Source organism: Enterococcus sp. AZ128 (genome assembly GCF_051714485.1).
Classification (GTDB): Bacteria; Bacillota; Bacilli; order Lactobacillales; family Enterococcaceae; genus Enterococcus_A.
In genome coordinates this window covers 116,469-141,915 of record NZ_JBIORZ010000002.1, presented here as the reverse complement: position 1 = coordinate 141,915, position 25,447 = coordinate 116,469, and the positions used below count along the sequence as shown (strand labels likewise).

The 25,447-nt window shown below is 39.0% G+C and carries 26 protein-coding genes; 16 read left to right on the top strand and 10 right to left on the bottom strand.

Annotated features, from left to right (window positions below):
* Positions 1–6: 6 nt before the first annotated feature.
* The 3 genes from IGI38_RS12480 to IGI38_RS12470 are packed head-to-tail and all read left to right on the top strand — an operon-like array spanning position 7 to position 5,053.
* Positions 7–1,722: an alpha-glucosidase gene (locus tag IGI38_RS12480; protein ID WP_438730811.1), complete on the top strand. Its 1,716-nt coding sequence runs from the start codon at positions 7–9 to the stop codon at positions 1,720–1,722.
* Positions 1,715–3,583 (top strand): glucose PTS transporter subunit IIA, encoded by a 1,869-nt coding sequence (locus IGI38_RS12475; protein WP_438730808.1) that lies wholly within the window; start codon positions 1,715–1,717, stop codon positions 3,581–3,583. The genes IGI38_RS12480 and IGI38_RS12475 overlap by 8 nt, the downstream gene beginning before the upstream one ends.
* Before the next feature lie 9 nt (positions 3,584–3,592).
* A complete protein-coding gene (locus tag IGI38_RS12470) occupies positions 3,593–5,053 on the top strand; it encodes a sucrose-6-phosphate hydrolase (protein WP_438730805.1) in 1,461 nt (486 codons plus the stop codon).
* A 119-nt stretch (positions 5,054–5,172) separates the two neighbouring features.
* Here IGI38_RS12470 and tnpA read toward each other — a convergent pair whose 3' ends face one another.
* The 6 genes from tnpA to IGI38_RS12440 all read right to left on the bottom strand — a co-directional run bounded on the left by tnpA (position 5,173) and on the right by IGI38_RS12440 (position 8,982).
* Positions 5,173–5,643 (bottom strand): IS200/IS605 family transposase, encoded by a 471-nt coding sequence (gene tnpA / locus IGI38_RS12465; RefSeq protein ID WP_102872250.1) that lies wholly within the window; start codon positions 5,641–5,643, stop codon positions 5,173–5,175.
* Between the two features lie 219 nt (positions 5,644–5,862).
* Positions 5,863–6,243, bottom strand: coding sequence for a MerR family transcriptional regulator (locus IGI38_RS12460; protein WP_438730802.1), 381 nt, complete (start codon positions 6,241–6,243; stop codon positions 5,863–5,865).
* Positions 6,244–6,282: 39 nt separating this feature from the next.
* Positions 6,283–6,948, bottom strand: a complete 666-nt coding sequence (locus IGI38_RS12455) for a hypothetical protein (protein WP_438730799.1) — start codon at positions 6,946–6,948, stop codon at positions 6,283–6,285.
* 274 nt (positions 6,949–7,222) lie between these two features.
* Positions 7,223–7,453, bottom strand: a complete 231-nt coding sequence (locus tag IGI38_RS12450) for a hypothetical protein (RefSeq protein ID WP_438730796.1) — start codon at positions 7,451–7,453, stop codon at positions 7,223–7,225.
* 32 nt (positions 7,454–7,485) lie between these two features.
* Positions 7,486–7,641 (bottom strand): hypothetical protein, encoded by a 156-nt coding sequence (locus IGI38_RS12445; RefSeq protein WP_438730794.1) that lies wholly within the window; start codon positions 7,639–7,641, stop codon positions 7,486–7,488.
* 564 nt (positions 7,642–8,205) lie between these two features.
* Positions 8,206–8,982, bottom strand: a complete 777-nt coding sequence (locus tag IGI38_RS12440; RefSeq protein WP_438730791.1) for a glycyl-radical enzyme activating protein — start codon at positions 8,980–8,982, stop codon at positions 8,206–8,208.
* Between the two features lie 158 nt (positions 8,983–9,140).
* On the opposite strand from IGI38_RS12440, the gene IGI38_RS12435 reads away from it, so the two are divergent.
* The 4 genes from IGI38_RS12435 (at position 9,141) to IGI38_RS12420 (ending at position 13,447) form a co-directional block, all read left to right on the top strand.
* Positions 9,141–9,884, top strand: coding sequence for a DeoR/GlpR family DNA-binding transcription regulator (locus IGI38_RS12435; RefSeq protein ID WP_438730788.1), 744 nt, complete (start codon positions 9,141–9,143; stop codon positions 9,882–9,884).
* An 87-nt stretch (positions 9,885–9,971) separates the two neighbouring features.
* A complete protein-coding gene (locus IGI38_RS12430) occupies positions 9,972–10,388 on the top strand; it encodes a GNAT family N-acetyltransferase (protein WP_438733370.1) in 417 nt (138 codons plus the stop codon).
* Positions 10,389–10,399: 11 nt separating this feature from the next.
* The gene (locus tag IGI38_RS12425; protein WP_438730785.1) at positions 10,400–10,873 is read left to right on the top strand and encodes a VOC family protein; all 474 of its coding nucleotides are present in this window, start codon (positions 10,400–10,402) and stop codon (positions 10,871–10,873) included.
* A 144-nt stretch (positions 10,874–11,017) separates the two neighbouring features.
* On the top strand, positions 11,018–13,447 hold the full coding sequence (locus tag IGI38_RS12420; RefSeq protein WP_438730783.1) for a glycyl radical protein: 2,430 nt from the start codon (positions 11,018–11,020) through the stop codon (positions 13,445–13,447).
* 36 nt (positions 13,448–13,483) lie between these two features.
* On the opposite strand, the gene IGI38_RS12415 is transcribed toward IGI38_RS12420, so the two are convergent.
* The 3 genes from IGI38_RS12415 to IGI38_RS12405 all read right to left on the bottom strand — a co-directional run bounded on the left by IGI38_RS12415 (position 13,484) and on the right by IGI38_RS12405 (position 16,236).
* A complete protein-coding gene (locus IGI38_RS12415; protein WP_438730780.1) occupies positions 13,484–14,347 on the bottom strand; it encodes a hypothetical protein in 864 nt (287 codons plus the stop codon).
* A gap of 159 nt (positions 14,348–14,506) precedes the next feature.
* The gene (locus IGI38_RS12410; protein WP_438730777.1) at positions 14,507–15,478 is read right to left on the bottom strand and encodes a 1-phosphofructokinase family hexose kinase; all 972 of its coding nucleotides are present in this window, start codon (positions 15,476–15,478) and stop codon (positions 14,507–14,509) included.
* Positions 15,475–16,236, bottom strand: coding sequence for a DeoR/GlpR family DNA-binding transcription regulator (locus IGI38_RS12405; protein ID WP_438730775.1), 762 nt, complete (start codon positions 16,234–16,236; stop codon positions 15,475–15,477). The genes IGI38_RS12410 and IGI38_RS12405 overlap by 4 nt, the downstream gene beginning before the upstream one ends.
* A gap of 292 nt (positions 16,237–16,528) precedes the next feature.
* Here IGI38_RS12405 and IGI38_RS12400 point away from each other — a divergent pair, with 292 nt between their 5' ends.
* The 9 genes from IGI38_RS12400 (at position 16,529) to IGI38_RS12360 (ending at position 23,802) form a co-directional block, all read left to right on the top strand.
* Positions 16,529–16,987, top strand: a complete 459-nt coding sequence (locus IGI38_RS12400) for a PTS sugar transporter subunit IIA (protein ID WP_438730772.1) — start codon at positions 16,529–16,531, stop codon at positions 16,985–16,987.
* A 46-nt stretch (positions 16,988–17,033) separates the two neighbouring features.
* Positions 17,034–17,333, top strand: coding sequence for a PTS sugar transporter subunit IIB (locus IGI38_RS12395; RefSeq protein WP_438730769.1), 300 nt, complete (start codon positions 17,034–17,036; stop codon positions 17,331–17,333).
* A gap of 31 nt (positions 17,334–17,364) precedes the next feature.
* Complete coding sequence (locus IGI38_RS12390; protein WP_438730767.1) at positions 17,365–18,756, top strand: PTS galactitol transporter subunit IIC; 1,392 nt, start codon at positions 17,365–17,367, stop codon at positions 18,754–18,756.
* A 23-nt stretch (positions 18,757–18,779) separates the two neighbouring features.
* Entirely contained in the window at positions 18,780–19,046 is a 267-nt protein-coding gene (locus IGI38_RS12385; protein ID WP_438730765.1) for a hypothetical protein, read from the top strand.
* A 17-nt stretch (positions 19,047–19,063) separates the two neighbouring features.
* The gene (locus tag IGI38_RS12380) at positions 19,064–19,816 is read left to right on the top strand and encodes a class II aldolase/adducin family protein (RefSeq protein ID WP_438730762.1); all 753 of its coding nucleotides are present in this window, start codon (positions 19,064–19,066) and stop codon (positions 19,814–19,816) included.
* Between the two features lie 185 nt (positions 19,817–20,001).
* Complete coding sequence (locus IGI38_RS12375; RefSeq protein WP_438730759.1) at positions 20,002–20,547, top strand: PadR family transcriptional regulator; 546 nt, start codon at positions 20,002–20,004, stop codon at positions 20,545–20,547.
* Complete coding sequence (locus IGI38_RS12370) at positions 20,544–21,623, top strand: alpha/beta hydrolase (RefSeq protein WP_438730756.1); 1,080 nt, start codon at positions 20,544–20,546, stop codon at positions 21,621–21,623. The genes IGI38_RS12375 and IGI38_RS12370 overlap by 4 nt, the downstream gene beginning before the upstream one ends.
* Positions 21,624–21,737: 114 nt before the next feature.
* Positions 21,738–22,490 (top strand): DeoR/GlpR family DNA-binding transcription regulator, encoded by a 753-nt coding sequence (locus IGI38_RS12365; protein ID WP_438730753.1) that lies wholly within the window; start codon positions 21,738–21,740, stop codon positions 22,488–22,490.
* A 217-nt stretch (positions 22,491–22,707) separates the two neighbouring features.
* Complete coding sequence (locus tag IGI38_RS12360; protein ID WP_438730751.1) at positions 22,708–23,802, top strand: glycosyltransferase family 1 protein; 1,095 nt, start codon at positions 22,708–22,710, stop codon at positions 23,800–23,802.
* 172 nt (positions 23,803–23,974) lie between these two features.
* On the opposite strand, the gene IGI38_RS12355 is transcribed toward IGI38_RS12360, so the two are convergent.
* Positions 23,975–25,435 carry a PTS galactitol transporter subunit IIC gene (locus tag IGI38_RS12355; RefSeq protein ID WP_438730748.1) on the bottom strand — a complete coding sequence of 487 codons (1,461 nt, stop codon included), beginning with the start codon at positions 25,433–25,435 and terminating at the stop codon, positions 23,975–23,977.
* Positions 25,436–25,447 lie beyond the last annotated feature (12 nt).

The following is a 25,447-nucleotide window of genomic DNA, read 5'->3' as shown; positions in this document are numbered from 1 at the left end:
AACCAAATGGAAATGATTTTACAAGAAAAACAGCTGTTGAATGAGGAGCACCAATTTTGGAAAGAAGAAGTTGTGTATCAAATCTATCCCAAGAGTTTCCATGACAGCAATGGTGATGGGATAGGAGATATCAAAGGCATCACTCAAAAGTTGGACTATTTAGAGGAACTCGGAGTGACGATGCTGTGGATCTGTCCGATTTTTACTTCGCCAATGGTTGATAACGGCTACGATATAGCCGATTATAAAGGTATACAAGCAGAATTTGGCACGATGGAAGACTTGAATGAATTAATTGAATCTGCAAAAGCCAAAGGAATCAAATTGATTCTTGATTTGGTCGTCAATCATTCCTCAGATGAGCATGCATGGTTCCAAGCAGCATTAGCTGATTCAGAAAGTCCTTATCGTGATTACTATATTTTCAAATCTGGTGAAGCGGGCAATCCACCAAATAATTGGCGTTCAATTTTTGGTGGCAGTGTTTGGGAACCCGTACCCAATGAAACCAATATGTATTATTTTCATACCTTTGACAAAAAGCAGCCGGATTTGAATTGGGAGAATCCGATGCTAAGAAAAGAAATCTATGAAATGATCAATTGGTGGCTGTCCAAGGGAATTGCTGGATTCCGCATCGATTCTATTACCTTTATTAAAAAAGATCAAGATTATGGCGACGCTCCTGTTGATGGCAGCGATGGATTAGGCAGTGTGAAGCATAAAACCAGAAATCGTCCAGGGATTGAGAAATTCTTGGCGGAATTAAATCGCGAGACCTTCCAAAATTATGAGTGTGTGAGTGTCGGTGAAGCTCCAGGTGTGCCTTATGATCAATACGATCAGTACATTGGCAAAGACGGCTACTTCAATATGATTTTTGATTTTCATTATGCAGATATTGATGTGGAGAATGGCAGTGAATGGTTCCGCCGTACGAATTGGCAGCCGCAGGATTTGAAGGAACAACTAGTTAAAAGTCAGATAGCGATTCAAAATAGTGGTTGGGGAGCCAATTTTTTAGAAAATCATGATCAGCCTCGTTCGTTGTCAAAATACATTACAGATACGCGTTATCAAAACGAGATTGGCGCAAAGGCGTTGGCAACGTTATTCTTTTTCCTGCGGGGGACACCGTTTATCTATCAGGGGCAAGAAATCGGCATGAAGAATTTTCAGCGAACTACAATCGATGATTTCAACGATGTATCTAGTATCGATAATTATCATCGTTCATTGCTAGAGGGTTTTTCTGAAGATGAGGCGCTGACATTTGTTAATCAACGTTCAAGAGACAACAATCGGACGCCGTTTCAATGGGATGCTTCTGATAATGCCGGGTTTAGTCAATCAAGCAAGTCATGGCTAAAATTGACGGGAGATCAAGCAGAAGTAAATGCTGCCGATCAGATCGATCGTTGGGATTCAGTTTTTTCTTATTATAAGCAAATGATCCAATTGCGAAATCGGTCGGTATATCGTGAAACGTTGATTTATGGCGAATACTCTCCGTTGAACACAACAGATGCGGTAATCGCTTATGAACGTTCAGGAAAAGAAACGCTTCAGTTTTTTGTCAATTTAAGTAATCAAAAGCAGAAAATCAAAGCATTTGGAGAAGTATTGTTAGATAATTATCATGAGTTGAAGGGACAAAACAAGCTCTCAGTACTAGAACCTTATCAAGCTGTTGTCATCAGAAAGGATGAGAATCATGACTAAAACAAACTATCAAGAGATCGCTAAAAAACTAGTCGCAGTCGTAGGAGAGGACAATATCGTCTCTGCTACGCACTGTGCGACACGTTTACGTTTACAAGTAAAAGACAGAAAAGCCATTGATGACAGCCAGGTAGAACAGGTCGCTGAAGTTAAAGGTGTCTTTTATAATGCTGGACAATATCAAATTATTCTGGGAACAGGTATCGTTAATAAAGTCTATGATGCATTGCAATCGCTATATTCATTCAACGAAGTATCAAAGGATCAAATGGCAAAAGACGATTCCTCTCCGTTACAACGTGCGGTTAGAAACATCGCGGATATTTTTGTTCCCATCATCCCGATTCTTGGTGCAACAGGATTATTTCTTGGACTGAAGGGTGTGCTATTTAATGAAACCGTTCTAAATGCGATGGGTTTAACGCCAAATAGTATTCCAGAATGGTTGAGCGCTTCAGTCACTGTTTTGACTGATACCGCATTTGGGTTTCTGACAGCATTTATCTGCTGGTCCGCATTCAAGAAAATGGGCGGCTTGCCGATTATTGGTTTCTTGATTGGTCTAATGCTCGTATCTCCTGCGTTGCCAAATGCTTATGCAGTCGCTGGCGGAACGGCAGAACCGATTATGGCTTTTGGAGTGATTCCATTAGTTGGGTATCAAGGATCGATTTTGACGGCGTTAATCACGGGAATGGTCGGTGCTACTCTAGAGAAGAAACTACGTAAAATTATGCCCAATGCGATGGATTTGATTTTCACACCATTCGTTGTGATCCTCGTTTCTGTCTTTGTCGCTTTGTTCGTTTTAGGACCCATCGTCCATGCGTTTGAAGGGCAAGCAGTAAAAGTCATCGAAATGTTCTTGCATTTGCCATTAGGAATTGGCGGGTTGATTATCGGATTCTTATATCCGATCGCAGTAATGACTGGGATGCATCATATGTTCATCATGATCGAGACGTCTTTGATCGCATCGACTGGATTTAATCCATTAATTACAGTTTGCGCGATGTATGGGTTTGCCAATGCGGCAGTTTGTTTGGCAATTGCTTTACGTACAAAAAATACGTCAGTCAAAACGGCTGGAATTTCAGCGACTATTACTCAAATGTTAGGCGTCAGTGAACCTGCTCTATTCGGTGTGGTTATGCGAACGGGTATGAAAGCAATCTTAGTCATGTTAGGAAGTTCTGCGGTTGGCGGTATGGTTCTTTCCTTATTAGGTATTCAGGCAAATAGCTACGGTTTGGCTGTTTTACTATCACCATTAATGTACATTTACGAGCCTTATCAAGTGATCACTTATGTGTTGGTGGGAATTGCAACCTTTGTTCTAGCATTCATTTTAACCAATCTATTTGTTATCAAGAAAAGTAGTGAAACGTTCGAAAAAGCAGCGAAAACACAAGAAATCAGCCAAAATGTAAAGGTCTATTCACCGATTGAAGGAGAGATCATCCCGATTACTGAAGTGAATGATCAAGTATTTGCCAGCAAAATGATGGGGGAAGGATTTGCGGTATTGCCTAGTAATGAAACAGTCAAAGCCCCTATTTCCGGTGTGATAAAGATGATTGCGCCAACGAAACACGCGATTGGGATCGTTACTGATGACGGTTTGGAGTTACTGCTCCATTTAGGAATTGATACGGTTGAGTTAAATGGGGAGCCGTTTAGCTTATCGATCAAGGAAGGCGAAAGAATCCAGCAAGGACAAGTTATTGGTTCAATCAATTTGAAGATGATTGAGAGCAAAGGAAAGGATACCACTGTGATGGTGATCATTACGAACTCTAAAGAAACGATCTCGGGGTTGGAATACAATCAAGATTATGTGTCGCCAATCTTGGGTTCTTAGGTGAATAAAATGGAATGGACACAAAATACTCGTTATCGTCCGTATAATCAATGGCCGGAAGAGTATGTAAAAAAATTAGAAAAGGAAGTTGAAGCGTCAAACTGGCGCTTGAATTACCATATCCAACCAGCAACTGGTTTATTAAATGACCCAAACGGATTCAGCTTTTTTAATGGACGCTGGCATTTATTCTACCAGCATTTTCCTTTTGGTGCGGTCCATGGTTTAAAATCTTGGTTTCATGTTAGTTCAAGTGATTTGATTCATTGGAAATCAGATGGGTTGGCTTTAAAACCAGACACTGCTTTTGATTCACATGGCGTATACTCGGGAAGCGCCGTTCCAGTGGGAGAGAAATTATTTTTGGCTTATACAGGTAATGTCAGAGATAAGGCATGGAAGCGCCGCAGCTATCAGTTAGGTGCCTGGATGGATGATAAGGGTGCTATCGAGAAGATCAGTAAGCCGCTAATCAACCAGCCGCCAACAGGAATCACCACTCATTTTCGCGATCCGCAGATCATTCGTTATAAGAATGAATATTTGATGGTGATAGGCGGTCAAACAGTGAATAAGCAAGGTGAGGTCTTAATTTTTTCTAGTTCTGACTTAACTGATTGGCAGTATCGAGGTCCAATGAAGTTCGATGGCAGCTTAGGCTTTATGGTGGAATGTCCGAATTTGTTGTTTCTTGATGATCGAGTCCTCATGCTATTTTGCCCTCAGGGGTTAAATAAAGAGGAGTTGGCGTATCAAAACATTTATCCTAATACCTACGTTTTAGCCGAAGACTACTTAATAGAAGAAAACCGATTAAAAGAACAAGAGAAACAACAATTATTAGATGAAGGATTCGATCTTTATGCTACGCAAGCATTCATGGCACCAGACGGACGTTGCCTAAGTATCGGCTGGATTGGTTTGCCTGAAATGACTTATCCAACATTTGATGCAGGATGGAGTCATAGTCTAAGTTTAGTCAAAGAGTTAACGGTCAAAAATGGCAAACTTTATCAATATCCGGTAGTTGAGACAAAACAATTACGAATTTCTGAAGAGCGTTTTACAGTGGAACCATCAGAACAAGTAATAAAGAAAACGACTAATAGTTATGAGCTGCGAATGGAAATTCCCAAAAATAGTCAGGGGATCGTCCATCTTTTCTCTGATTCAACGAAAGAAAAATCACTCGCCCTAAGTTATGATACGTATCAAGGTAAAGTTAAGTTGGATCGTAGCAAAACGATCCATCCGCTAAATTTAGTATATGGCGATGTCCGAGAGACGACCGTCGAACAAGGAAGCTCCCTGAGGATCACGATTTTTATAGACCATTCAACCTGTGAGATTTTCATAAATGGTGGAGAAAAAACGTTGACTACAAATTACTATCCAGCAGAAAATCAAGTGAATTTAGCAATAGAAAATACTGAAAAAACACAAGCAATCTACTATATGTTGGAGAAATAAAGTAACCCATCCACCCGTGAAAACGGGTGGCTTTTTAACACCTCTAGAAGAGGTCCCCGCTCACACACTCCATAAATGGAGCTTTCTAAAAGATCGCCAACCGCTCGTCGCTCGCTACTTTATTTCTTTTTCTTACTCTTGAACGGATCAACGTATTCTCGTTTACTTATACTATCTCGAATACGATCATCTGATTCCTGTTCTCGTATATATTTTGCGATTGTTTTCTGATTCAAACCCACTGTACTTACGTAATACCCTTTTGACCAGAAACTTTTATTCCCATATTTATAGACTAAGTTTCCATGCTGTTCATGGATCAGTGTCGCGCTTCTCCCTTTTAAAAATCCCATGAAGTAGGAAATGCTTATTTTGGGTGGAATTCTTACTAACATATGAATATGATCTGGCATTGCATGAGCTTCGATGATTTCTACTTCTTTCATTTCACAGAGCTTGCGCAAAATCCTTCCGATATCCTTTCTCAATTCTCCATAGATTACTTTCCTTCTATATTTTGGAGTGAACACGATGTGGTACTTACAATTCCATCTTGTATGTGATAAACTTTTGTCGTCATTTGATGACATGAAAAAACTCCTTTCGATAAAATGAGCGGTTGGTAGCCACTTATTAGTATATCGAAAGGAGTTTTTAACGCTAAAGCTTTTTCGTCCACGCGTAGAAACGCGCGGTTTTTTTGTTTCACTCGCTACCGCGAGCGAAACTGACTGAAGTCGTTAATAAAAAGCAAGACAACCCGCAAAATTTCTTTGCGGGTTGTCTTGCTTTGAAAGAAATAAACATCTCTATGCTTGTTTTTCGACGGCTTCTTTGTGCTTGCTATTGTATTTATCGATTTTTCGGTCGATCTTATTAAGATATGTCTGTGTCTGAGCCAATTGTTTTTCGACCTCTTTTTTATGCTCTGTAAAAAAATCCAGTCGTTTTTCATAGGTTGGATCGCCAGCCATCGACCATTCGATAAATTTCTTAATGTCGTTTAACTGCATTCCAGTATTTTTTAAACAGGTGATGATAGATAGGAACGCCAAATCTTCATCCTTGAAGTGACGTCGCCCATTTTCATCGCGAGCAACGAAGGGAAGCAATCCTTTTTGATCGTAAAACCTTAAGGTATAGGCACTGAGTCCTGTTTTCTTAGATGTCTCACTGATTTTATAGCCCATTTTTTTCTCCTATTGAGTCTTTTCTTTTATTTTACCAAATTATTGTGAACAGATGAGGATCAGGCGGATAGCCGTTTGTTTTTTTTCAGCCGCCATTTCTTCTTGCGGTAAATATTTTTTCAACAACTCGTTTACTTCAGCGTTCGTAGGAAATATACCTAGTTCTTCAAGCGTCGTGGGTAATTGAAGACAGTGAAAGAAAGCCTCCATCGCATGAATCCCTTTGAGGGCAGTCTCCGTTTTACTGTCACATGGGGCAACACCCATGATAGTTACGGCAAAGGATACGAAGCGTTCCAATTGTTCTCGGTAAACAGCTCGAGCCCAATTTGGCCAAAGAATACTAAAGGCAGCTGCGATTGAAAGATCGAAAAAAATGCTGAATTCATGCGCAATTTTAAGAATGGATATATTTTTACTTGAATCCAGAATTTTCGGTGGATAGTCCAGCCGGGAAATTCGAGCGTTTTGTTCGGCTCTCATCGGTGAGGACATGGATCTCAATGTTGTATCGATAACGCCTCTTAACAATGATTCATAGAGCTTATCGATAATTATCAGATGTTCAGCATTATCCAGGTATAATGCAGTAAGCGGCATAATGAATTGAACACTTTTATTAACTAGTGACACGATTGGATAATCAATCAAATTTCTTTCTGGAATATGATGAACTAACGGTGGGGAATAGACAGTTTGCCACATAAGAAACACTCCTCTTTTTTGTATATAACAAGCCTATTCCTTCGAGTACACTCTAAGTCAAGCTAAAATGAAAAGAAAAATAGAGAGTTGAATAAGGGAAAAGTATCCCGTTTACGATTGAACAGGTGGGACGACATTGAGTAAAACCGTAGTATTGTTGCTGTTATCCGATGGTTTTGAGGCCTATGACCTTACCAATTGAAGAAGTATCATTAAAAAAACTCCTTTTGATCACTGTTAAGTAAGTGATCAAAAGGAGTTTTTTCTATAGCAATTAGCAAGCGGTTTGTTCTTTTTTCATCTGAAGGGTTGCTAGGAAATAGTCAGCATAAGTCCAGCCGTTTCTAGGATGAAATTTACTGATTTTTTCAGTTTCAAGCTGTTCGATCATTTGAAGCTGTTTTAATAATCTTCGTTCATCTATTTGAGCATAGGCATATGGATCAATAAATGAAACAAAATAGAATCTGGATGTTAAGCGATTCAAGTAGCGCAGCTCATTCATAAGAGGAAGGCTCAGCAGCAGAATATCACCAGTTAAATTTTGGATATCGTTATCACCAAACCTAACGACTTCCACCTGGATAGCGATTTTTTTTTTTCTATCAATTCTTCGAAACGAGCAATCAACATGTCAGTGATCGTGTGGCTGCTGTTTTCTTTAATGATGGTCAGTTTTTTTAAGTTCGTCATTTTTCTCATCCTTTCTGATGTATGTAATCAAAATGGCGGTCAGTTGGTTTTACAATTACTAAGCATTTCAGCACAAAATTACCATAATACCTCGAGCACACTCTAAGTCAATAAAAGCGAAAAAATTTTTTCTATTTTTCTGAGAAGCTCAATTGTTTGTTGCCCTCATCATAGCAACTGATCCAAAGATTTCACATACTTTTAAGAGAACCTAAAACAACGTTCCTATTATTATTGAAGAAAACACAACTTTTTTGAAATGCTGTTTCAAAGGAGAATGGATAGAGACGTTTAAAAAGGTACTTACGAATAAAGGAGCTATGACAAGACTCTTGTCATAGCTCCTATTTCCTAACAAACGGTGCTCCAGAAGCAGCTTTTTCTTCGCAAGTTAAGCATACAGTTGCTGCTAAGTTTCACCAAACAAAAGCCGAAATTTCAAAAAAATTTGAAAAGCACCAAGTAGGTACCATTCAACCTCAGTTCCTACGTCACTATGTTTCTTGGCAATTTTTGGAAATTCCTTCCTATTTCTTGAAGCTGACCACTTCTGTAACAACCTCTTTATTGAACTTTACAATCAATTTCGTGAGCTTCCAAAATCGCTTTGAAATAATCTAAGTCCTCTGTATGCAATTGTGGAATATCATGCATTTGATACGTACGATCGAGTGAGGCATATTTTTTTTCACCGAATTGATGGAAGGGCAGAAGTTCTACCTCTGTGATCTTCATTTGGTTGAATAGTTTTGCGAAAGCTGCTGCGTTTTCTGGACCATCGTTATAACTTGGAATTACCGGAATGCGAACCACAAGATTTTGCTGCTGCTTTAATGCAAGCGAAAGATTTTGCAGGATTGGTTTTAAGGAAACGCCAGTACCAGCTTTATGCTGCACCTCATCATGATGTTTGACATCAAAATAGAGCAGATCCACTTGTGCGATAAACTTATTAAACGCTTCTGGTTTGGCATAACCGGTAGTTTCACTCGCTGTATGGATATTTTTTTCTTTCAACTGTCGTAATAACTCAGTCGCGAATTCTGCTTGGAACAGAACTTCTCCGCCCGACAACGTGACACCGCCATCGGATTCTTCATAGAAGACTTCATCCTTCATAACCTCCGTGATAATTTCATCCATTGATTTGTATTCGCCGACAGTCGTGTGTTCATTTTTTTGCGTATCCCACATTTGCTCCGGTTTGCCGTTTTGAGATTCTGGATTGGAACACCAATAACAACGCAAGGGACATCCCTTGAAGAAAACGACTGTACGGATACCAGGGCCATCGTGGATACTGAATTTTTGGATATTGAAAATACATGTTTTGTCATTCATTGGAAAACCTCCTCCATGTCACTTTGAGTTTAGCACAATTGGTTATTAACGTAAATAATAATTATTACGTACGTAACTAAAATTACTGGAAAAGTTGTTCGAAATTGAAAAATATGATAGGCTGATACAAATGACAGAATATAGATGGAGAAGAACTTATGTCTAGAGAAGAAGAGATTCTTGCGATTGTCAGTAAGAAGAAGAAAATCGAAGTCAACGAACTTTCAGCATTGCTGAATGTTTCGAAAGTAACCATTCGGAAAGATTTGGATAAATTAGAAGCCCGCGGATTATTACATCGCCAACACGGTTATGCACTGCTTAATAATATGGATGATATTAATTATCGCCTAGCACAAAACTATGATTTGAAACGTAAAATTTCCTTAGAAGCAAGTAAAATCGTTAACGATGGCGAAGTAATTATGATCGAGTCAGGATCTACTTGTGCCTTGCTTGCGGAAGAGTTGGCCTTTAATAGAAACGATATTACGATTATCACTAATTCATGTTTCATCGCTTCATATGTTCGCAAAGCCGAGTCAGTGAAAGTTATCCTGATCGGGGGCGAATATCAAAAAGAATCACAGGTCAATGTAGGGCCGTTAGTCAAACAAGTGATCAGTGAGTTTTATGTCGATAAATTATTTGTTGGGATCGATGGTTTTGATCAGCGCAGAGGGTTCACCGGAAGTGATATCACGCGCTGCGATACAACACGAATGCTGGCAACATCAGCAAATCAAACGATCGTGTTGACCGATTCCAGCAAGTTTTCACAAAATGGCGTTGTCTCAGAGTTTGCCTTTAGTGAGATTAGTAAGGTGTTTACAGATAGTATGATCGCTGCGGAGACGTTGGCATTTTTAGAAAAAGAGAAAATTGAGATAGTTACTGTATAAACAGAACAAATCAGCCAGAAAGATCTGGCTGATTTTTTTACTAACAAGAATGCTATACTGGAAGAAACGATGAAGGGTCAGATAATAATGGAGATTCGCCATGTGCAAGAATCAGATCGAAAATTTTGGTTCACACTGGATCACTATTTGCCGGAAAATCAATTCCAGCGGAAGGTTCGGGATAGAATGGGATACGTTCTATTGGTGAATGGGGTAGCTGCCGGACTGTTGAGATACAATCTTTTTTGGGACGAGCATCCGTTTTGTACAATGCTTTATGTAGCCGAGGATTATCAAGGCAAAGGCTACGGGAAAAAGATGATGGCATTCTGGGAAAAAGAAATGCAGCAGTTAGGGTATAAAATGCTGATGACCTCGACTCAAGTCGATGAATCAGCGCAACATTTTTATCGCAAGCTAGGGTATCAAGATGCCGGAGGTTTATTGATGACAGTTCCTGAGTATCAACAACCGATGGAAATGTTTTTTATCAAAGGAATTTAAGGAGGGAAAAAATGAACTATCAAGGAACGTTGATTGCAGTGAAGAACATTGAAGAGGCAAAAGAGTTTTATCATTCCGTTTTTGGTTTAGAAGTGATGGCGGATGCCGGAGTACATGTTCAAATGACAGGAGGATTATTCTTACAGACGGTGGATAGCTGGGCGAAATTCATATATAAGAAGGAATCGGAGGTCGTACTTGAGAACAATGCCATCGAATTGTATTTTGAATCCGATGATATGGATGACTTCATTAACCTTTTGGAGAAGCGAAAGGATATTGTTTACCTGCATCCGTTATTGGAGCACAGCTGGGGCCAGCGAGCAGTGCGTTTTTATGATTTAGATAAGCATATTATTGAGGTGGCCGAAAGTATCACGATGGTGGTCAAACGCTTTATTGATTCTGGGTTGACGCTTGAGGAAACAGCGCAGCGAACAGAAGTGGATGCTCAATACATTGAAGCCATTTTGGCTAAGCTATAGGAACTCAAGATATTGCACATTCGTGCAGTATCTTTTTTTGTTTGAAATCGATTCAAGTTCTATTGACTGTGTTTCTATTCACATGCTATTATATTTACGTAAGAAGATATAATTAGTTTCGAATGAAAAACGGAGGGTGTAACCATGAGTATTCAATTGAAAGAACAAAACGCGCCGTATTTTGGAAAATTAACCAATCGAATGAATCATTTTCGCGAATCAGTATTAACGAAGAAACCGTATATCGATGCAGAACGAGCATTACTAGCGACAGAAGCATACAAAAATCATCAAAATCAGCCGAGTACAGTCAAACGTGCATTGATGCTGCAAAATATCTTGGAGAAAATGTCGATTTATATTGAGGAAGATACGCTGATTGTTGGAAATCAAGCCTCTTCCAATCGCGATGCACCTATTTTTCCAGAATATACAATGGAATTTGTTTTGAATGAGTTGGATTTGTTTGAAAAACGTGACGGGGATGTTTTCTATATTACGGAAAAAACGAAAGAGGATCTGCGCTCAATCGCACCTTTCTGGGAGAATAATAACTTGCGTGCGAAGGGCTGGGCATTGCTGCCGGATGAAGTCAGTGTTTTCATGGAAACAGGTTTCTTCGGAATGGAAGGTAAGTTGAACTCAGGCGACGCTCACTTAGCGGTAGATTATGGACAAATGCTGCGGGTTGGATTAAAGGGGTATCAGGAACGGACATTGAAGGAAAAAGCTGCACTGGATTTGACGATTCCGGAAAGTTTAGATAAATATCAATTTTATAAAGCGGTGTTGATCATGATCGATGCAGTAAAAACATTCGCGGAGCGTTTCTCAGCATTGGCTAAAGAAAAAGCAGAGACCGCTAACCCGCAACGATGCGCAGAGTTATTAGAGATCAGTAGGATTTGCGGAAAGGTTCCTTATGAACCGGCGGAAACCTTTCAAGAAGCCATTCAAGCAACATGGTTTATTCAATTATTATTGCAAATTGAATCGAATGGACATTCATTATCTTATGGACGCTTCGATCAATATATGTATCCTTATTTGAAAGCGGATTTAGCTAAAGGTACGATCACTGAAGAACAAGCGGTGGAGTTGCTGACCAATCTTTGGATCAAAACGTTGACTGTTAATAAAGTCCGCAGCCAAGCGCATACTTTCAGCAGTGCAGGCAGCCCGCTTTATCAAAATGTCACGATCGGCGGTCAAACTAGAGATAAAAAAGATGCGGTCAATGAACTATCTTATTTAGTTTTACGTAGCGTTGCTCAAACCAAATTGCCACAGCCGAATCTGACGGTTCGTTATCATGCTAGTTTAGATAATCGTTTCATGAATGAGTGTATCGAAGTGATGAAGCTTGGCTTTGGCATGCCGGCTTTTAACAATGATGAAATCATTATTCCATCCTTCATGAAAGTGGGTGTAACCGAAGAGGATGCCTATGATTACAGCGCGATTGGGTGTGTGGAAACAGCAGTGCCTGGTAAATGGGGCTATCGTTGTACTGGCATGAGCTACATGAACTTTCCGAAAATTTTGATGATCGCGATGAACGACGGAATCGATCCGGTGTCTGGCAAACGCTTTGTCAAAGGTTATGGCCATTTCAAAGAGATGAAATCCTATGTAGAGCTGCAGCAAGCATGGGATAAAACGGTGCGGGAATTGACGCGGATGAGTGTGATCGTAGAAAATGCTATCGATCTAGGTTTGGAACGTGATGTGCCAGATATTTTATGTTCAGCTTTGACTGAAGATTGCATTGGGCGCGGAAAAACCTTGAAAGAGGGCGGAGCTGTTTACGATTTCATTTCTGGTCTGCAAGTTGGAATCGCTAATATGGCAGATTCATTGGCGGCAATCAAGCAGCTAGTTTTTGATGAAGAAAAAGTAACACCAGATGAGCTGTGGGAAGCCTTGATGACGGATTACGGAAGTGAACGCAGTCAAGAAATTCAGCAAATGATTTTAAACGACGTACCCAAATATGGAAATGATGATGACTCTGTTGATCGGTTGATTACTGAAGCTTACGATAGCTATATTGATGAAATCGCGAAGTATCCGAATACTCGGTATGGTCGTGGACCGATCGGTGGGATTCGCTATTCAGGGACTTCTTCGATTTCAGCTAATGTGGGACAAGGTCGGGCAACGATGGCAACTCCAGATGGACGAAATGCTTGGGTACCATTAGCAGAAGGATGTTCGCCTTCTCATAATATGGATAAAAACGGCCCAACTGCTGTATTGAAATCTGTGTCCAAATTAAGTACCGAAGACATTCTCGGCGGCGTATTGCTGAATCAAAAAGTTAATCCGCAAACCCTAGCCAAAGAGGAAGACAAACAAAAATTAATTATGCTGCTGCGGGCGTTCTTCAATAAATTGCACGGCTACCACATTCAATACAATGTGGTCTCAAGAGAAACCTTGATTGACGCACAAAAACATCCGGAAAAGCATCGTGATCTGATTGTCCGAGTTGCCGGCTATTCTGCCTTTTTCAATGTTTTATCGAAAGCAACACAGGATGATATCATTGAACGGACAGAGCATGTAATTTAATAGAATAGAAAAAGACTTGGTGAACGGCTATGTTCATCAAGTCTTTTCGCTTTTCTGATATAAATAATTCAGCCATTCAGAGTTTTTTCGGCGATTGTCAAAAGGGATGTAGCCATTGTATTTATAAATATAATCGATTTTCCAGCCAGCCTTGTTGGTCCTTTTTTCTTGGATCAACCGAATTAAATCCTCAGCTTGCGGCTCATTGGCTATCTGACTTTTCTGGAGGATATAAATTAAATCAGTTAGGGAAAGATGATAGCTTTGTGGAAACATGCTCTCAGTAATATGAGGGCTGATCGGCTGCTCATTCGATAGACGACGAAACATCTTGTGCTGAAGCATATAGTCAACACCCGAATTAATCATTTCATTTACTGAAGTATCATTAGCGTCAACGACTTCTTGATAAGTCAATAATGCCCGTACGCTCTTTCCAATACCGATAAAACAAGGGACGCTCTTCATACAGCCGCCAAATTTACAGATTCCTTTATGAGGCCAAGTCGTTTTTTGTTCTCGATCAAACACTTGATAACCTTTGATCCAATTAAGGGCATTTTGAGCTTCCTCCGATTTTCCTAATCCAAAGCGGCAATAGGCTTCAAACAGCAGGGCGTTGTAGCAAGGAACGATCTCTTCTAATTTTCCAGTAAAAGCAAATCCCTCCGGTGTTGCTAAATTCCTATTTACAAAACGAATCAGCTCTTGGGTGATCGATAATTTCTCGGCAAAGGGAATTTCAGACAAACCGATCAGAGCAAATATTTTACCTAATGGTTTTAAGTTGGTTAGCTCACTATATTTTTGAACAATTTCTGATTGATTAAGGTAATCTAACGGGTCCTTAATTGAGTCTCCGTGATCTACTTTCATTCGCAACACCAATGCGCTATCCATCTTTCCGCCTCCTTGTTCGTTTCGTTTATTATGCCAGATTTTTTGGAGAATGTAATCTGGTTTTGAATAACCTTTGGAAAGAGTGATGATGAGGAAGTAGCTTAACATGAAAAAGCACCGATCTTTGTGTTTAAGATCGGTGTTTTCACGTAAAGATTGTTAACTATTTATACTTAGTTCTTTAATTTCCGTTAGTTCAATATCTTTAATAAATTTGCTTACTTGTTCTTTGTCAATCGTGCCGTTTGTCTCAAATAAAGAGTTGGATATCCCGCAGGCCATAGCATATTTGATGGCATCTTCAATTGTGTAGCCCTTACTGATCGCAAAAGCCATCCCGCCGACTGTAGAATCGCCACATCCGGTGGTATTGACGATCTCAACTTTAGGAATTCGTACATCATAAACTGTCGACTTGTGTTTAACGATCGCGCCATCGCCGCCTTGAGAGATCATGATCGTTTCAATATTGTCAAAAATAGGTTCGTGCAAAATAGTGACCAGTTCTTCATTGGTTTCTATTACTTTTCCAACCAGTTCTTCTAGTTCATAGGTATTAGGTTTAATAAAGCTGGGTCTAATTGATTGCTGCTTTAAAACATTTTCCAATTGTTCACCTGAAATATCCATTAAAATCGGAAATTGTTCACCTACAATTGATCGAATAAAACGTAGTAGGTGGAGGTGAAAGTTCGAATCATCTGAATTTACTGAACCAGAAATACATATCGCATCAATTGCGTATTTTTTTAAAAGGTTAGCGATATGTTGAAAGAAAAGCTGCTCATTTTCTTTCGAAAGATAAAGGCCTTTTTCCACTAGTTCAGTATGAGTATTGCCATCGTGCATGATGGTAATCGCGTTTCGCGAATTGCCTTCCACTGGTAAAAACTCAAGCTGATAGCGATCCTCAGCAATCAGGGTATCTAAAATCATTTTTCCGACAGGGCCACCCAAAATGCCTGTCAAAATTACTCCTTCACCAGATTGCGCAATGACTCTGCCAGCGTTGATACCTTTTCCGCCGATCGAGGTATGAGGATTCTCTACACGATTTACGTGGTCCAAATTCAGTGAGGAAACCAAGTAATTGTAATCCATTGAAGGATTTAGTGTAATCGTCAGGATCATTCTTGTTCCTCCTTAATGATTTTCGTAAATGAACTATAGTAGTCAAATGTCGTATCAGACAGCTTGTCATCAGTCACTAAGTAATCCACATCTGATAAGGAATAGAAAGTATAGACATCTGATCGGTTGAATTTTGAGCTGTCAGCAACGACGCATTTTTTCCGGGAATGTTTAAATGCAACTCGTTGGATAGATCCTTCGATTGAGTTTGCAGTAGTCACATTGTTGTCAAAAACGCCATTCGTTGCTGCAAAAGCAATGTCAATATTCAAGTTGTCAAAACTCTTTTCGGCAATTTCTCCATAGAACTCTTCAGTCGTACGAGAAAATTCGCCACCTGTTAATAACACACGATAATCCGTGTTATAAATCAGATAATTAAAAGCAAGCAAGCTGTTTGTGATCACAAACAAGTTTGCTTTTTTTATTTCTGGCAGAGCATGGAGCATTGTCGTTCCAGCACCAATATAGATCGTATCATTATCCGAAATGATGCTATCCATCACTTTCCCGATAAATTTCTTTTCAGGAACATTAGTATCGATTTTTTCTTGAGTTGACAACTCTTGATCAATTTTTTCCAGTTTTTGTGCGCCGCCGTAAATTTTTACTAGTAAAGATTTTTCAGCAAGTTCATTGATGTCTCTTCGAATCGTCATGTCGGAGACGCCTAAATGTGAAGATATTTCTGGAATGGATAAGTAGTCATTTTCATGTAACAAATCCAAAATTTTTTCTTGTCGCTCTTTTTTTAACATGGAATCACCTCTAATTAAGTAAGCTCTTACAATGGGTCGTAGGATACTCAGCTATGTCTATACATTAATTAATAGCATTTAAAGAAAGAAAAAGCAAGGATTAAATGTTCTGATGTGTTAAAGTTTGTTAAATAATCAAGAGCGTTTAAGTTATATCATGTTGTCGAGTGAAATAAAATGGTAAGTAAGCGTTGACAAACAAATTTAAGCGTTGTATATTTACATTGTAAAACATATCTTAACAAAGATTAACAAAATATTTCAACTTGTGTTGGAAAGGAGTGAAGCATTAGTGGATTATAAAGAAATGTTTGACAAACAACTGATTAGTCTTGAAGTAGAAGGCGACAGCGAGGAAAAGGTGTTCGAAAGTGTCGCTGCTCATTTGAAAAAATTAGGTTTTGTCAATGAAGGGTATTTGAGAGGAATCACTGCACGAGAAAAACAATTTCCTACAGGACTGATTACTCAGCATCTGAATATTGCCCTGCCACATTCTGATCCGGAGTATATTGAGAAACCCTTTGTCTATATTGCAAGATTGAAGGATGAGGTAACAGTCAAGCAAATGGGAGATAGTCAAGAAATGGGTGTGAAAAATTTGTTCTTCCTAGGTATTAAGGATCCTAAAGGACAGGTCGGATTGCTTCAAGCTTTTATGGAATTATTTATGAAAGAAGAGTTTGTTACAGCGTTTAGGCAGGAACAAGACAAAAAGAAAATCTATCAATTATTTACTCAAAATATTTAGGTAGAAGTTTTAATGATTTAAATCATAAAAATTGGAGGAAATTAGAATGAAAAGAAGATTGATTGTTGCATGTGGAAGTGGAGTTGCTACGAGTCAAACAATTGCCAGCAAGATTGCCGGATTATTGGAAGATGATGGGATTGATTTTCCAGTTGAAGCAGTAGACTATAAATCAATTCAAAATGAATTGCCATCTACAGGAATTTATGTTTATGTTGCGCAACCAGATGATGAGGTTTTGGAAAAAGCAGAAGAACTTGGTGTAAAGGTATTTCCGGGGATTCCATTTTTGACTGGAATGGGCTCTGATCAAATTTATGAGGATATCAAAGCTTTAGTCGACTAAAAAAAACTTACTAAAGAAAGAAGTGGAAAAGGTGCAAATATTTCAAGACATTATTAATTATATCTTAGGGTTGGGCTCAGCAATTTTTGTTCCATTGATTATTTTGATTTTAGGATTGGTTGCCGGAATGAAGTTCAAGAAAGCATTTATGTCAGCGATTACGTTAGGGATTGCCTTTACCGGGATGTCAATGGTGATCGGTTTTATGTCGAATGCTGTAAGTCCGGCATCAGAAGCATTAGCCAAAAATACTGGCCTTAATTTGCCTGCTTTAGATTTAGGTTGGACCGGTGCGGCAAGCATTACGTGGTCATGGTCTTACGCCTTCGTTTTTTTCGCAGTGGTACTAGGAGTTAACTTCATTATGTTGATTCTAAATTGGACAAAAACGCTGAATGTTGATATGTGGAACGTCTGGGGTAAAGCTCTAACTGCGTATTTGGTTTACTTTATCAGTGGCAGTCTGTTAGCTGGCTTTGTCACAGCAATCGCTCAAGTTATTTTGGAATTGAAAATGGGGGATATGTTTCAACGACATATTGAAGATTTGACAGGTATTCCTTTGGTAACAGTTACGCATTTAATGAATATCTCTGCTGTTCTGTTATTACCAATCAATGTGATCATGGATAAAATTCCATTCTTTAACAGACGTGCGGATACGAAAGCATTGAAGAAAAAAATCGGTGTTTTCTCTGAGAATTCTGTAATGGGATTTCTAATTGGGTTGGGTCTGGGATTAGCGGCGGCTTATGGAGTATCAGGTTCGTTGAACTTAGCGATTCAAATTGCAACTGCGATGGCTTTGTTCCCAATGATTTCAAAAATGTTCATGCAGTCACTTTCTCCTTTAGCGGATGCAATGTCTGAAATGATGAAAAAACGATTCAAAGATCGTGAAGTATACATTGGTTTAGATTGGCCGGTTCTAGCAGGCCGATCTGAGATTTGGGTAACCGCTATTCTTTTAGTTCCAGTGTTTATTGGTTATGCGATTATTTTACCAGGAAATCAAGTATTGCCTTTAGCTGGGATCATTAACTATTCGATCGCTGTTGGCGGGTTGTTGCTAACTGGCGGAAACCTTGTCAGAATGTTGATTATGGGTGTCATTTCTATGCCGATCTATCTTTATGCTGCAACATATCTAACACCGATCCTAACGGGGTTAGCTGATAAAACAGGGGCAGTTGAAGGGATCAAAAAAGGGCAGCAAATCACTTGGTCATCAATTGAAGGTCCAGAATTTAGAATTCTATTTGCTGAAGCCTTTAAAGGCAATATTCTGGGAATAGTCGGTTCGGTTGTCTTTATCGCGATGTTCGTTTGGTTGTATAAATATATGAACAAAGCAAAGGTTCCAAGTCAAAGATATGAGGAATTAGCAGATAAAAAAGTGAGTAATGTAAAAGTCGCTGGATAATGGACTGAAGGCAGGTAAAGTAAATGGAAAACAAAAAAGAAAATAGAGAAAAAACCAAATGGTTAGTTGTTTTGTTTCTTGCAATCGTCAGCTTTATTCTAGCCTTCATAACACAGCAACTAATTTTCAATTTTGCTGCTATTGGTTTAGCAGTCTGCGTATATAAATATGGTAATCCAGTACTTTTCAAGGAATACGACGATCGCAGAAAGAAGAAATATGAAGAAGCGATGCAAGTGAGGAATGCGGCACAAACAGCTATTACAAGTAAAAAAATATTCAAAAAATAGAAAAGGTGGTCTCGACTATGTCAGACGGACGGATGATTTTTGAAAGAGAAAGAGAAGATCTAGCACGGATCGTAAAATTGATTTTTGCAAGAAAGAATACAAATGTCGCAGGAGGCAACTTTTCGTTTAAAACGACCGATAAAAACGGCAAAGAATATATTATTATGACACCAACAATGATGTCGGAAGCTTATTTAGGAGAAGTATCACCAGCCCAAATTTTAGTTGTTGAACCTCATACACGAGAAGTGATTGATGGGGTGGGCAAATTGACACGAGAAATCAATTTGCATGAGGCAGTTTATGATACAAATCCAGAAATAAAAGCAGTATTACACGCACATGCACCTAATTCAATGTTCTGGGCAACTGCCGGTCTAGACATGCCTAACTTAACGGAAGCTACACAAAAAATTGGTTATGTTCCGGTACTTGATTTTGAACCGAATTGCTCTCCAGAGTTAGCAGAGTTAGTTTCAGATTATATGGTAAAAGAAAAGTTGAAGCTACCTAATATGCTGTTGTTGAATAGTCACGGTGTATTGATCAGTGCACCAGGTGAAACAGGGATCGAAGCAATCCATAAAGCATTGCAGATTCTAGATACAACAGAATGGAATGCAGAGATTGCTTATAAACAAACGATCTTCCAATCGTTAGGACTTTTGGATGGGTATTATTCCAAAGGTAAACAAGTTGGAACGATTGAAGATTTGAAAGAGCACAGTCCGATATATAGTCGCGAAGAGATATTCGCAGGTGGTGATTAGAAATATTTGCTTGGATGAGAAGACAGATATGTTTTCTTGTCCAGGCTTTTTTTGAATTTGCTCTCTATAGAATTGAAACTATATCTGTACTATGAATTATTTACATAGCTATATTTAGAAGGTTGATTTAAGGTGTTTTCCACTGTATACTCAACGTTGAGTATAATGGGAAGAGAGGATCTGAAATGATAAAATTACTTGTACTAGGTTTGCTGGATGAAAGAGAGCTGTCTGGGTATGACATTCAACAAAAAATAAGTCATGCAGATGCTGAACGATGGGGCGGCGTTCTGGTAGGTTCGATCTATCATGCCTTAAAAAAGTTGGAACAGGAAAAATATATTGAATTAGCTAGTGTTGAAAAGACTGGGCATCGTCAAAAGTCAGTCTATAGAATTACTGATTATGGGAAGGAATACTTGCAGTTGCTTGTTGTTGAAGCGTTAAGCAAATCATCGATCATTTATCCTACAACTTTGTATAGTGGGCTATCTCTTCTTGATAAAATTTCGCCTGAAGAAGCACGGCAAGCCTTAAAAAAACAAAAGGAATTACTTGATCAGGAATATCAATCGCTTGAGCAAGGGGACAAAGGCAATAAGGACCAAGATATTTCCGTTATATCAAGAATCACGATCGCTAATATGTTCACCATTATTCAACAGCAGCAGCGGTTCGTTGACGAAATATTAGAGGCGTTAGACAAACAGAAAAATGAGGACAACAAATGAAGATTATTTTGACAATGGTTTTGGGATTGATCCTACTTCTTACATTAATAATAGTTATCGGAAGATCAATCAATGCCAAGAAGTACAAAATTTACACGAAAACAGGTGTTCAAAAAACAGAATACGTTACTTTAGGCGGGATAAAGCAATATATTCAAATTCGTGGGGAAGACGCAGCTAATCCGATTGTTTTGGTACTCCATGGTGGTCCGGGCAGTAATATGTCGTATTATTCTTATGATTGGCAGAGTGCTTTTGAGCAAGACTATACGATCGTTCATTGGGATCAACGAGGTTGCGGGAATACGTTTTATTGTAATAGGGAAGGGGCTAAGCCAACAGTCGATGTATTGTTATCAGATGTAGACGAATTGGTGGATCATCTTCGTTTAACCTATAATAAAGAGAAGATTATTATTCTAGGGCACTCTTGGGGAACATTTCTTGGAGGGATTTATGCAGGAAAACATCCTGAAAAAGTATCCGCTTATGTCGGAGTAAGCCAAATGCTGGATTTTAAGCAATCTGAAAAAGTGTCAGCGGAAGAGGCTATTCGTTTCGCTAAACAAATTAGCAGAAACAAAGATGCAGCAAAGATAGAAGAACAACTTGAAGGAATATTATCTTATCGGAGAATCGATAGAAAATGTGCGGCAGACTTTTTGAAATTTCGACAACTTAAAGGGAAGTATCTTCCGAATGGAGAGGAGTTGTCTATGAGGCATACGATGTGGAATATTTTTTCATCGCCATATATGACATCTAATGATTTAAAGTGGCTGTTCAATTTTAAGCAATTGATTGAATCTAATACTGAATTGTATAAGGAACTCTTGTCAGAAAAGAATTTATCAATGTACGATTTTAGTATGGACTATGAGATTCCTACGTTCATAGTTGCTGGTGATTGTGATTGGATAACCCCATTCAGTATGGCTTTGGATTATTTTAATGATATCTCTGCACCGCAAAAAAAGTTTATTTCGATTGAAAAAGCAGGACATAGTCCATTTATGGATAAGCCAGCTATATTTTCAAAAGAGCTGTTAGAGGTATTGGATACTGTAGAAAAATAAGACTAGCAAATTCATTTTTTTATGGAAAAATGATTCTATAGCTTTATACAAGCGAACTGACTCTAGCGCTTTCCTTAAGAATTTGATAGTCTAGAAAAGAAAAGAGGCGTTGAAATGTTGAAAACAGATCGATTTCAAGCGATCATGTCGTTGCTAGAGGTTAACGGAACGGTGCGAGTCAGTGATATTATGGACAAATTATCGGTTTCTGATATGACAGTACGGCGTGATTTGGATGAGTTAGAAAAGCAAGGCCTATTAGAGCGGGTACACGGCGGTGCGAAATTAAAGGATTTTTATCGTCATGTTGAGCTTTCACATACGGAAAAGCAGATCATGCTTCAAGATGAAAAACAACGAATCGTAGAAAAGGCCAATGAATTGATCAACGAAGGAGATACGATTTTTCTAGGACCTGGGACAACGATCGAATTACTCTCAAAAATTATTAGAGTGGAGTCGCTACGAATCGTGACGAATTGTTTACCAGTCTTTGAGGAATTGAATAAACATAGAGGAAATCGGAAAATTTATTTATTAGGTGGGGAAATGCGGGAAACTACGCAATGTTTTGTTGGTGAGATCACTAATAAATCATTGAATGATATGAATTTTCATAAGGCATTTTTCAGTTGTAATGCGCTTAATGAACAAAAAATCATGACTTCGACTTTTGAAGAAGGTCAAACCCAGCAAATTGCTTTAAATAATTCTGTTGAGCGTTTCTTATTAATTGATCATTCAAAGATTGGAAAAAAAGATTTTTCTGTCTATTACAATTTGCAGGATATTACTGCTGTGATTACAGATAAGGATGAACAGAAACATTACGAAAAGATTGAGAAAGAAGAAAAGTATATTGTTTAAAAATGATATGAAAAGTCTCTTAGAACTCTTTGTTGAGATCTAAGAGACTTTTTTTGCGTACATTATTATTGATAGAAGCCTATAAAAAGAATTCAAATCCTTTAAAAAAATTAAAAAGCTTGACCAATTCGAAACGCTGTCATTGTTATATAATAAAGAAGCGAAGATAATAATCGAAGGAAGATAAGAATTCATAAATTAAAAGGAGAGAACACTTATGCCAACAAAACCAGTGTCACAAATCACTCTATTTACTATGGGAAAAGAAAATCTAGAACGTCGAATTTCAAAGGTATACGCAGATTCGCCAGATGCGGATTCTGTTATCCAATATATTGTGGCAGTGCTGATCCGGCACTCGTTATGCATCAGTGATTTCTCTGATTTTTGCAATGAATTAGTGCGAGAAATTTTCCTTTTTGCGGAGCCGTCAGATGTGCTGCGCAAACTTTGTCCCTTGTTCCGTGATTCTTTCCCAAGTGGAAAAGAATGGGAACAGGTTTTTCGTCGTTTATATAAGAATAAAAACGAATACCACCGCTTCAATAATCGTTTGAGTGATTGCAAGAAGTATTTATTCACCGAAACAACGCCAGTAGAAGAAACCGACGGCCAGCAATATAAGCTATTGTCAACCTTTGAGGATGCGGTAGGGAAAATTCACACCTGGAGCTTGCGGGATGCGGATCTTCATTCGTCAGGAATGAAAATCGACGCGGTTTTAGAGCTGATGAGTTCCTTAACGATCTTCGAGAAGGACGGCATTCGCCGCTTTGTTAAACTAGAAAACTCTGATATCCAAAACTGCACCCGCCATCCCAAAGTCAAAAAAGGCGAGATCGTGGAGGAGACCGAACCACGCAAACCAGTTCAACCAAGAACCGACGTGGTATCCAGCGTTGACTTCGGTACGATGACGGAAGATGAAAAACTGAAATTAGTGAAATTGTTATTACCAGAAGGGATGGCTCTGACCGATACACGAATGAATGCGTTTAAATCTGAAGCTCCAAAGGAAAAGGAGTGTACTGAAAGTTCCGTCGTAACACCACAAGCAGCGGAACCAGTCAGCGAAGGCACTGTTTCTGCAATAAAAGAAGCACCAAAAGCACCAACTAAAAAGGCCTCTGAACCAAGACCAATGGCTCTTTCCACAACCGGAAATCCCAGTTTTAAAGAATATAAAAAGCCAAAAAGCGCGGGGCAACTGGAGCGGGAGCGCCGAGAAGGATTGTTGAGGCAGATACCCGAAGGGAAGAGAGCATCCAGAAAAAAGAATGAAAAGAATAAGCGAAAAAACAAACGGAAATAGGCTATTTACGCGGACCTGAGGGCGTCATTTTGTAAAAGAATTTCCTAAGTATGAAGGGCTATTTGTTGTGGGGAAAAGCCGATTTATAGACGATAGAAGACATTTGTATAAAAATAAACCGTCCAAATCTTTTACAAGAATTGGACGGCTTATTTTGTTTGGCTGAACTAGGCTATTTTACTTCAGCCGCGTAGGCAACATTGCCTTTGGTGGTTGAAGTCGCAGTTTTTTTCTCTTTTTCAACTGCGTAAGTAGCGTTGCGTTTCTTCATTTGACGTGCATACCAGATGAAGATTAGTAGGTAAGCTGCCAGAGCCAGAGCGGCGTAGATTACGAATTCGATTTGACCCTGTGAGGCATTACCAACTAAATAACCTAGGAATTTTTCGATCGGACCTTCCATTGTTGTATGAGAGATTAGTGCAGATTCACTTAATCCTGAAGGGAAAGCACCAACAGCTTTGGCCGTTTGTGTAACGAATGGTGCGATCAAAGTACCTGACCACAAGAATAGTGGCAGCTCAATGGCTCCGATAACGATCATGCGGATCAATTTTCCGCGAGTAACGACAAGCAATGCAGGCGTCACTCCCATGGCGATAATCCCACCTAATGGCAATAACTTATTTCCAGGTAAAATGATTGCCTCTAATAACATGATGGGTGCTAAAACATTCGCGGCAGCCCAAATTTCAGCGCGACCGGCTAAGAAAGGCCAGTCTAAACCAATATTGATGGTACGACCTTTTAAACGTTTGTTAGCAAAGTCAGTGATTCCTTGTGATAAAGGCTCCACAGCTGCGATAAACCATGCCCCAATCAAAGAGAACAATTCCAAACAGACGGCCGCAGTAAAGGCTAATGAAAAGATTTGTGTTGGTGTTTGACCAGCTAATAACCCAACAAAAATCCCCAAATAAATTCCAATTGCAAATTTTGAGCCCCAAAAGCCGATTTTACTGTTTAGTTTGGCGGCATCGAAGTCGTATTTATCCAACCAAGGGAAGATTTTATCAAATATTTTATCAAAAACCATGATGATTGGATTCATCATATAGTTCATATGCGTTGTTGTCATCGGGTTGCTGTCAGGTGCATTCAATAAGTCATTGAATGTAGGTTTCATCAAATCGGAGTTCCAAATTTTAAGTACACCGATAAAAATAACCAACGCTGTTGCGATTAACAAGTTCGCTCCAGAGAATATTGCGAATAATCCAACGATTGCTAAATGCCAAATATCAAAAATATCAACATCTAGGGTGTTTGTTTTTTTCATGGCTAACATAATAATATTGACGATAACCATTACCAATAAGAAATAAAGTGTGTATGGAGAGCCCCAAGTGATAGTCGCTAAAGGAGCCCAGCCTACATCTGTGATGTTCAAAGAAATTCCGGTACGTTCAACAAAAGCGGTCATAGCGTCTGAGAATGCAGTGGTTAAAATGCCAATAATAGCTCCGATACCAGTTAAGGCGATCCCAAGTTTTATTCCGCCTTCTAAGGCGCGTGTCGGTTTCACTCTAAAAAATAAGGCAATAACAGTTAGTACGATGGTCATTAATGGTGCCGCCCCTAAATTAATTAGGGGAGTAAAAATTTGATTGGCGATATCAATAAATGTACTCATTAGCTTGTCCTT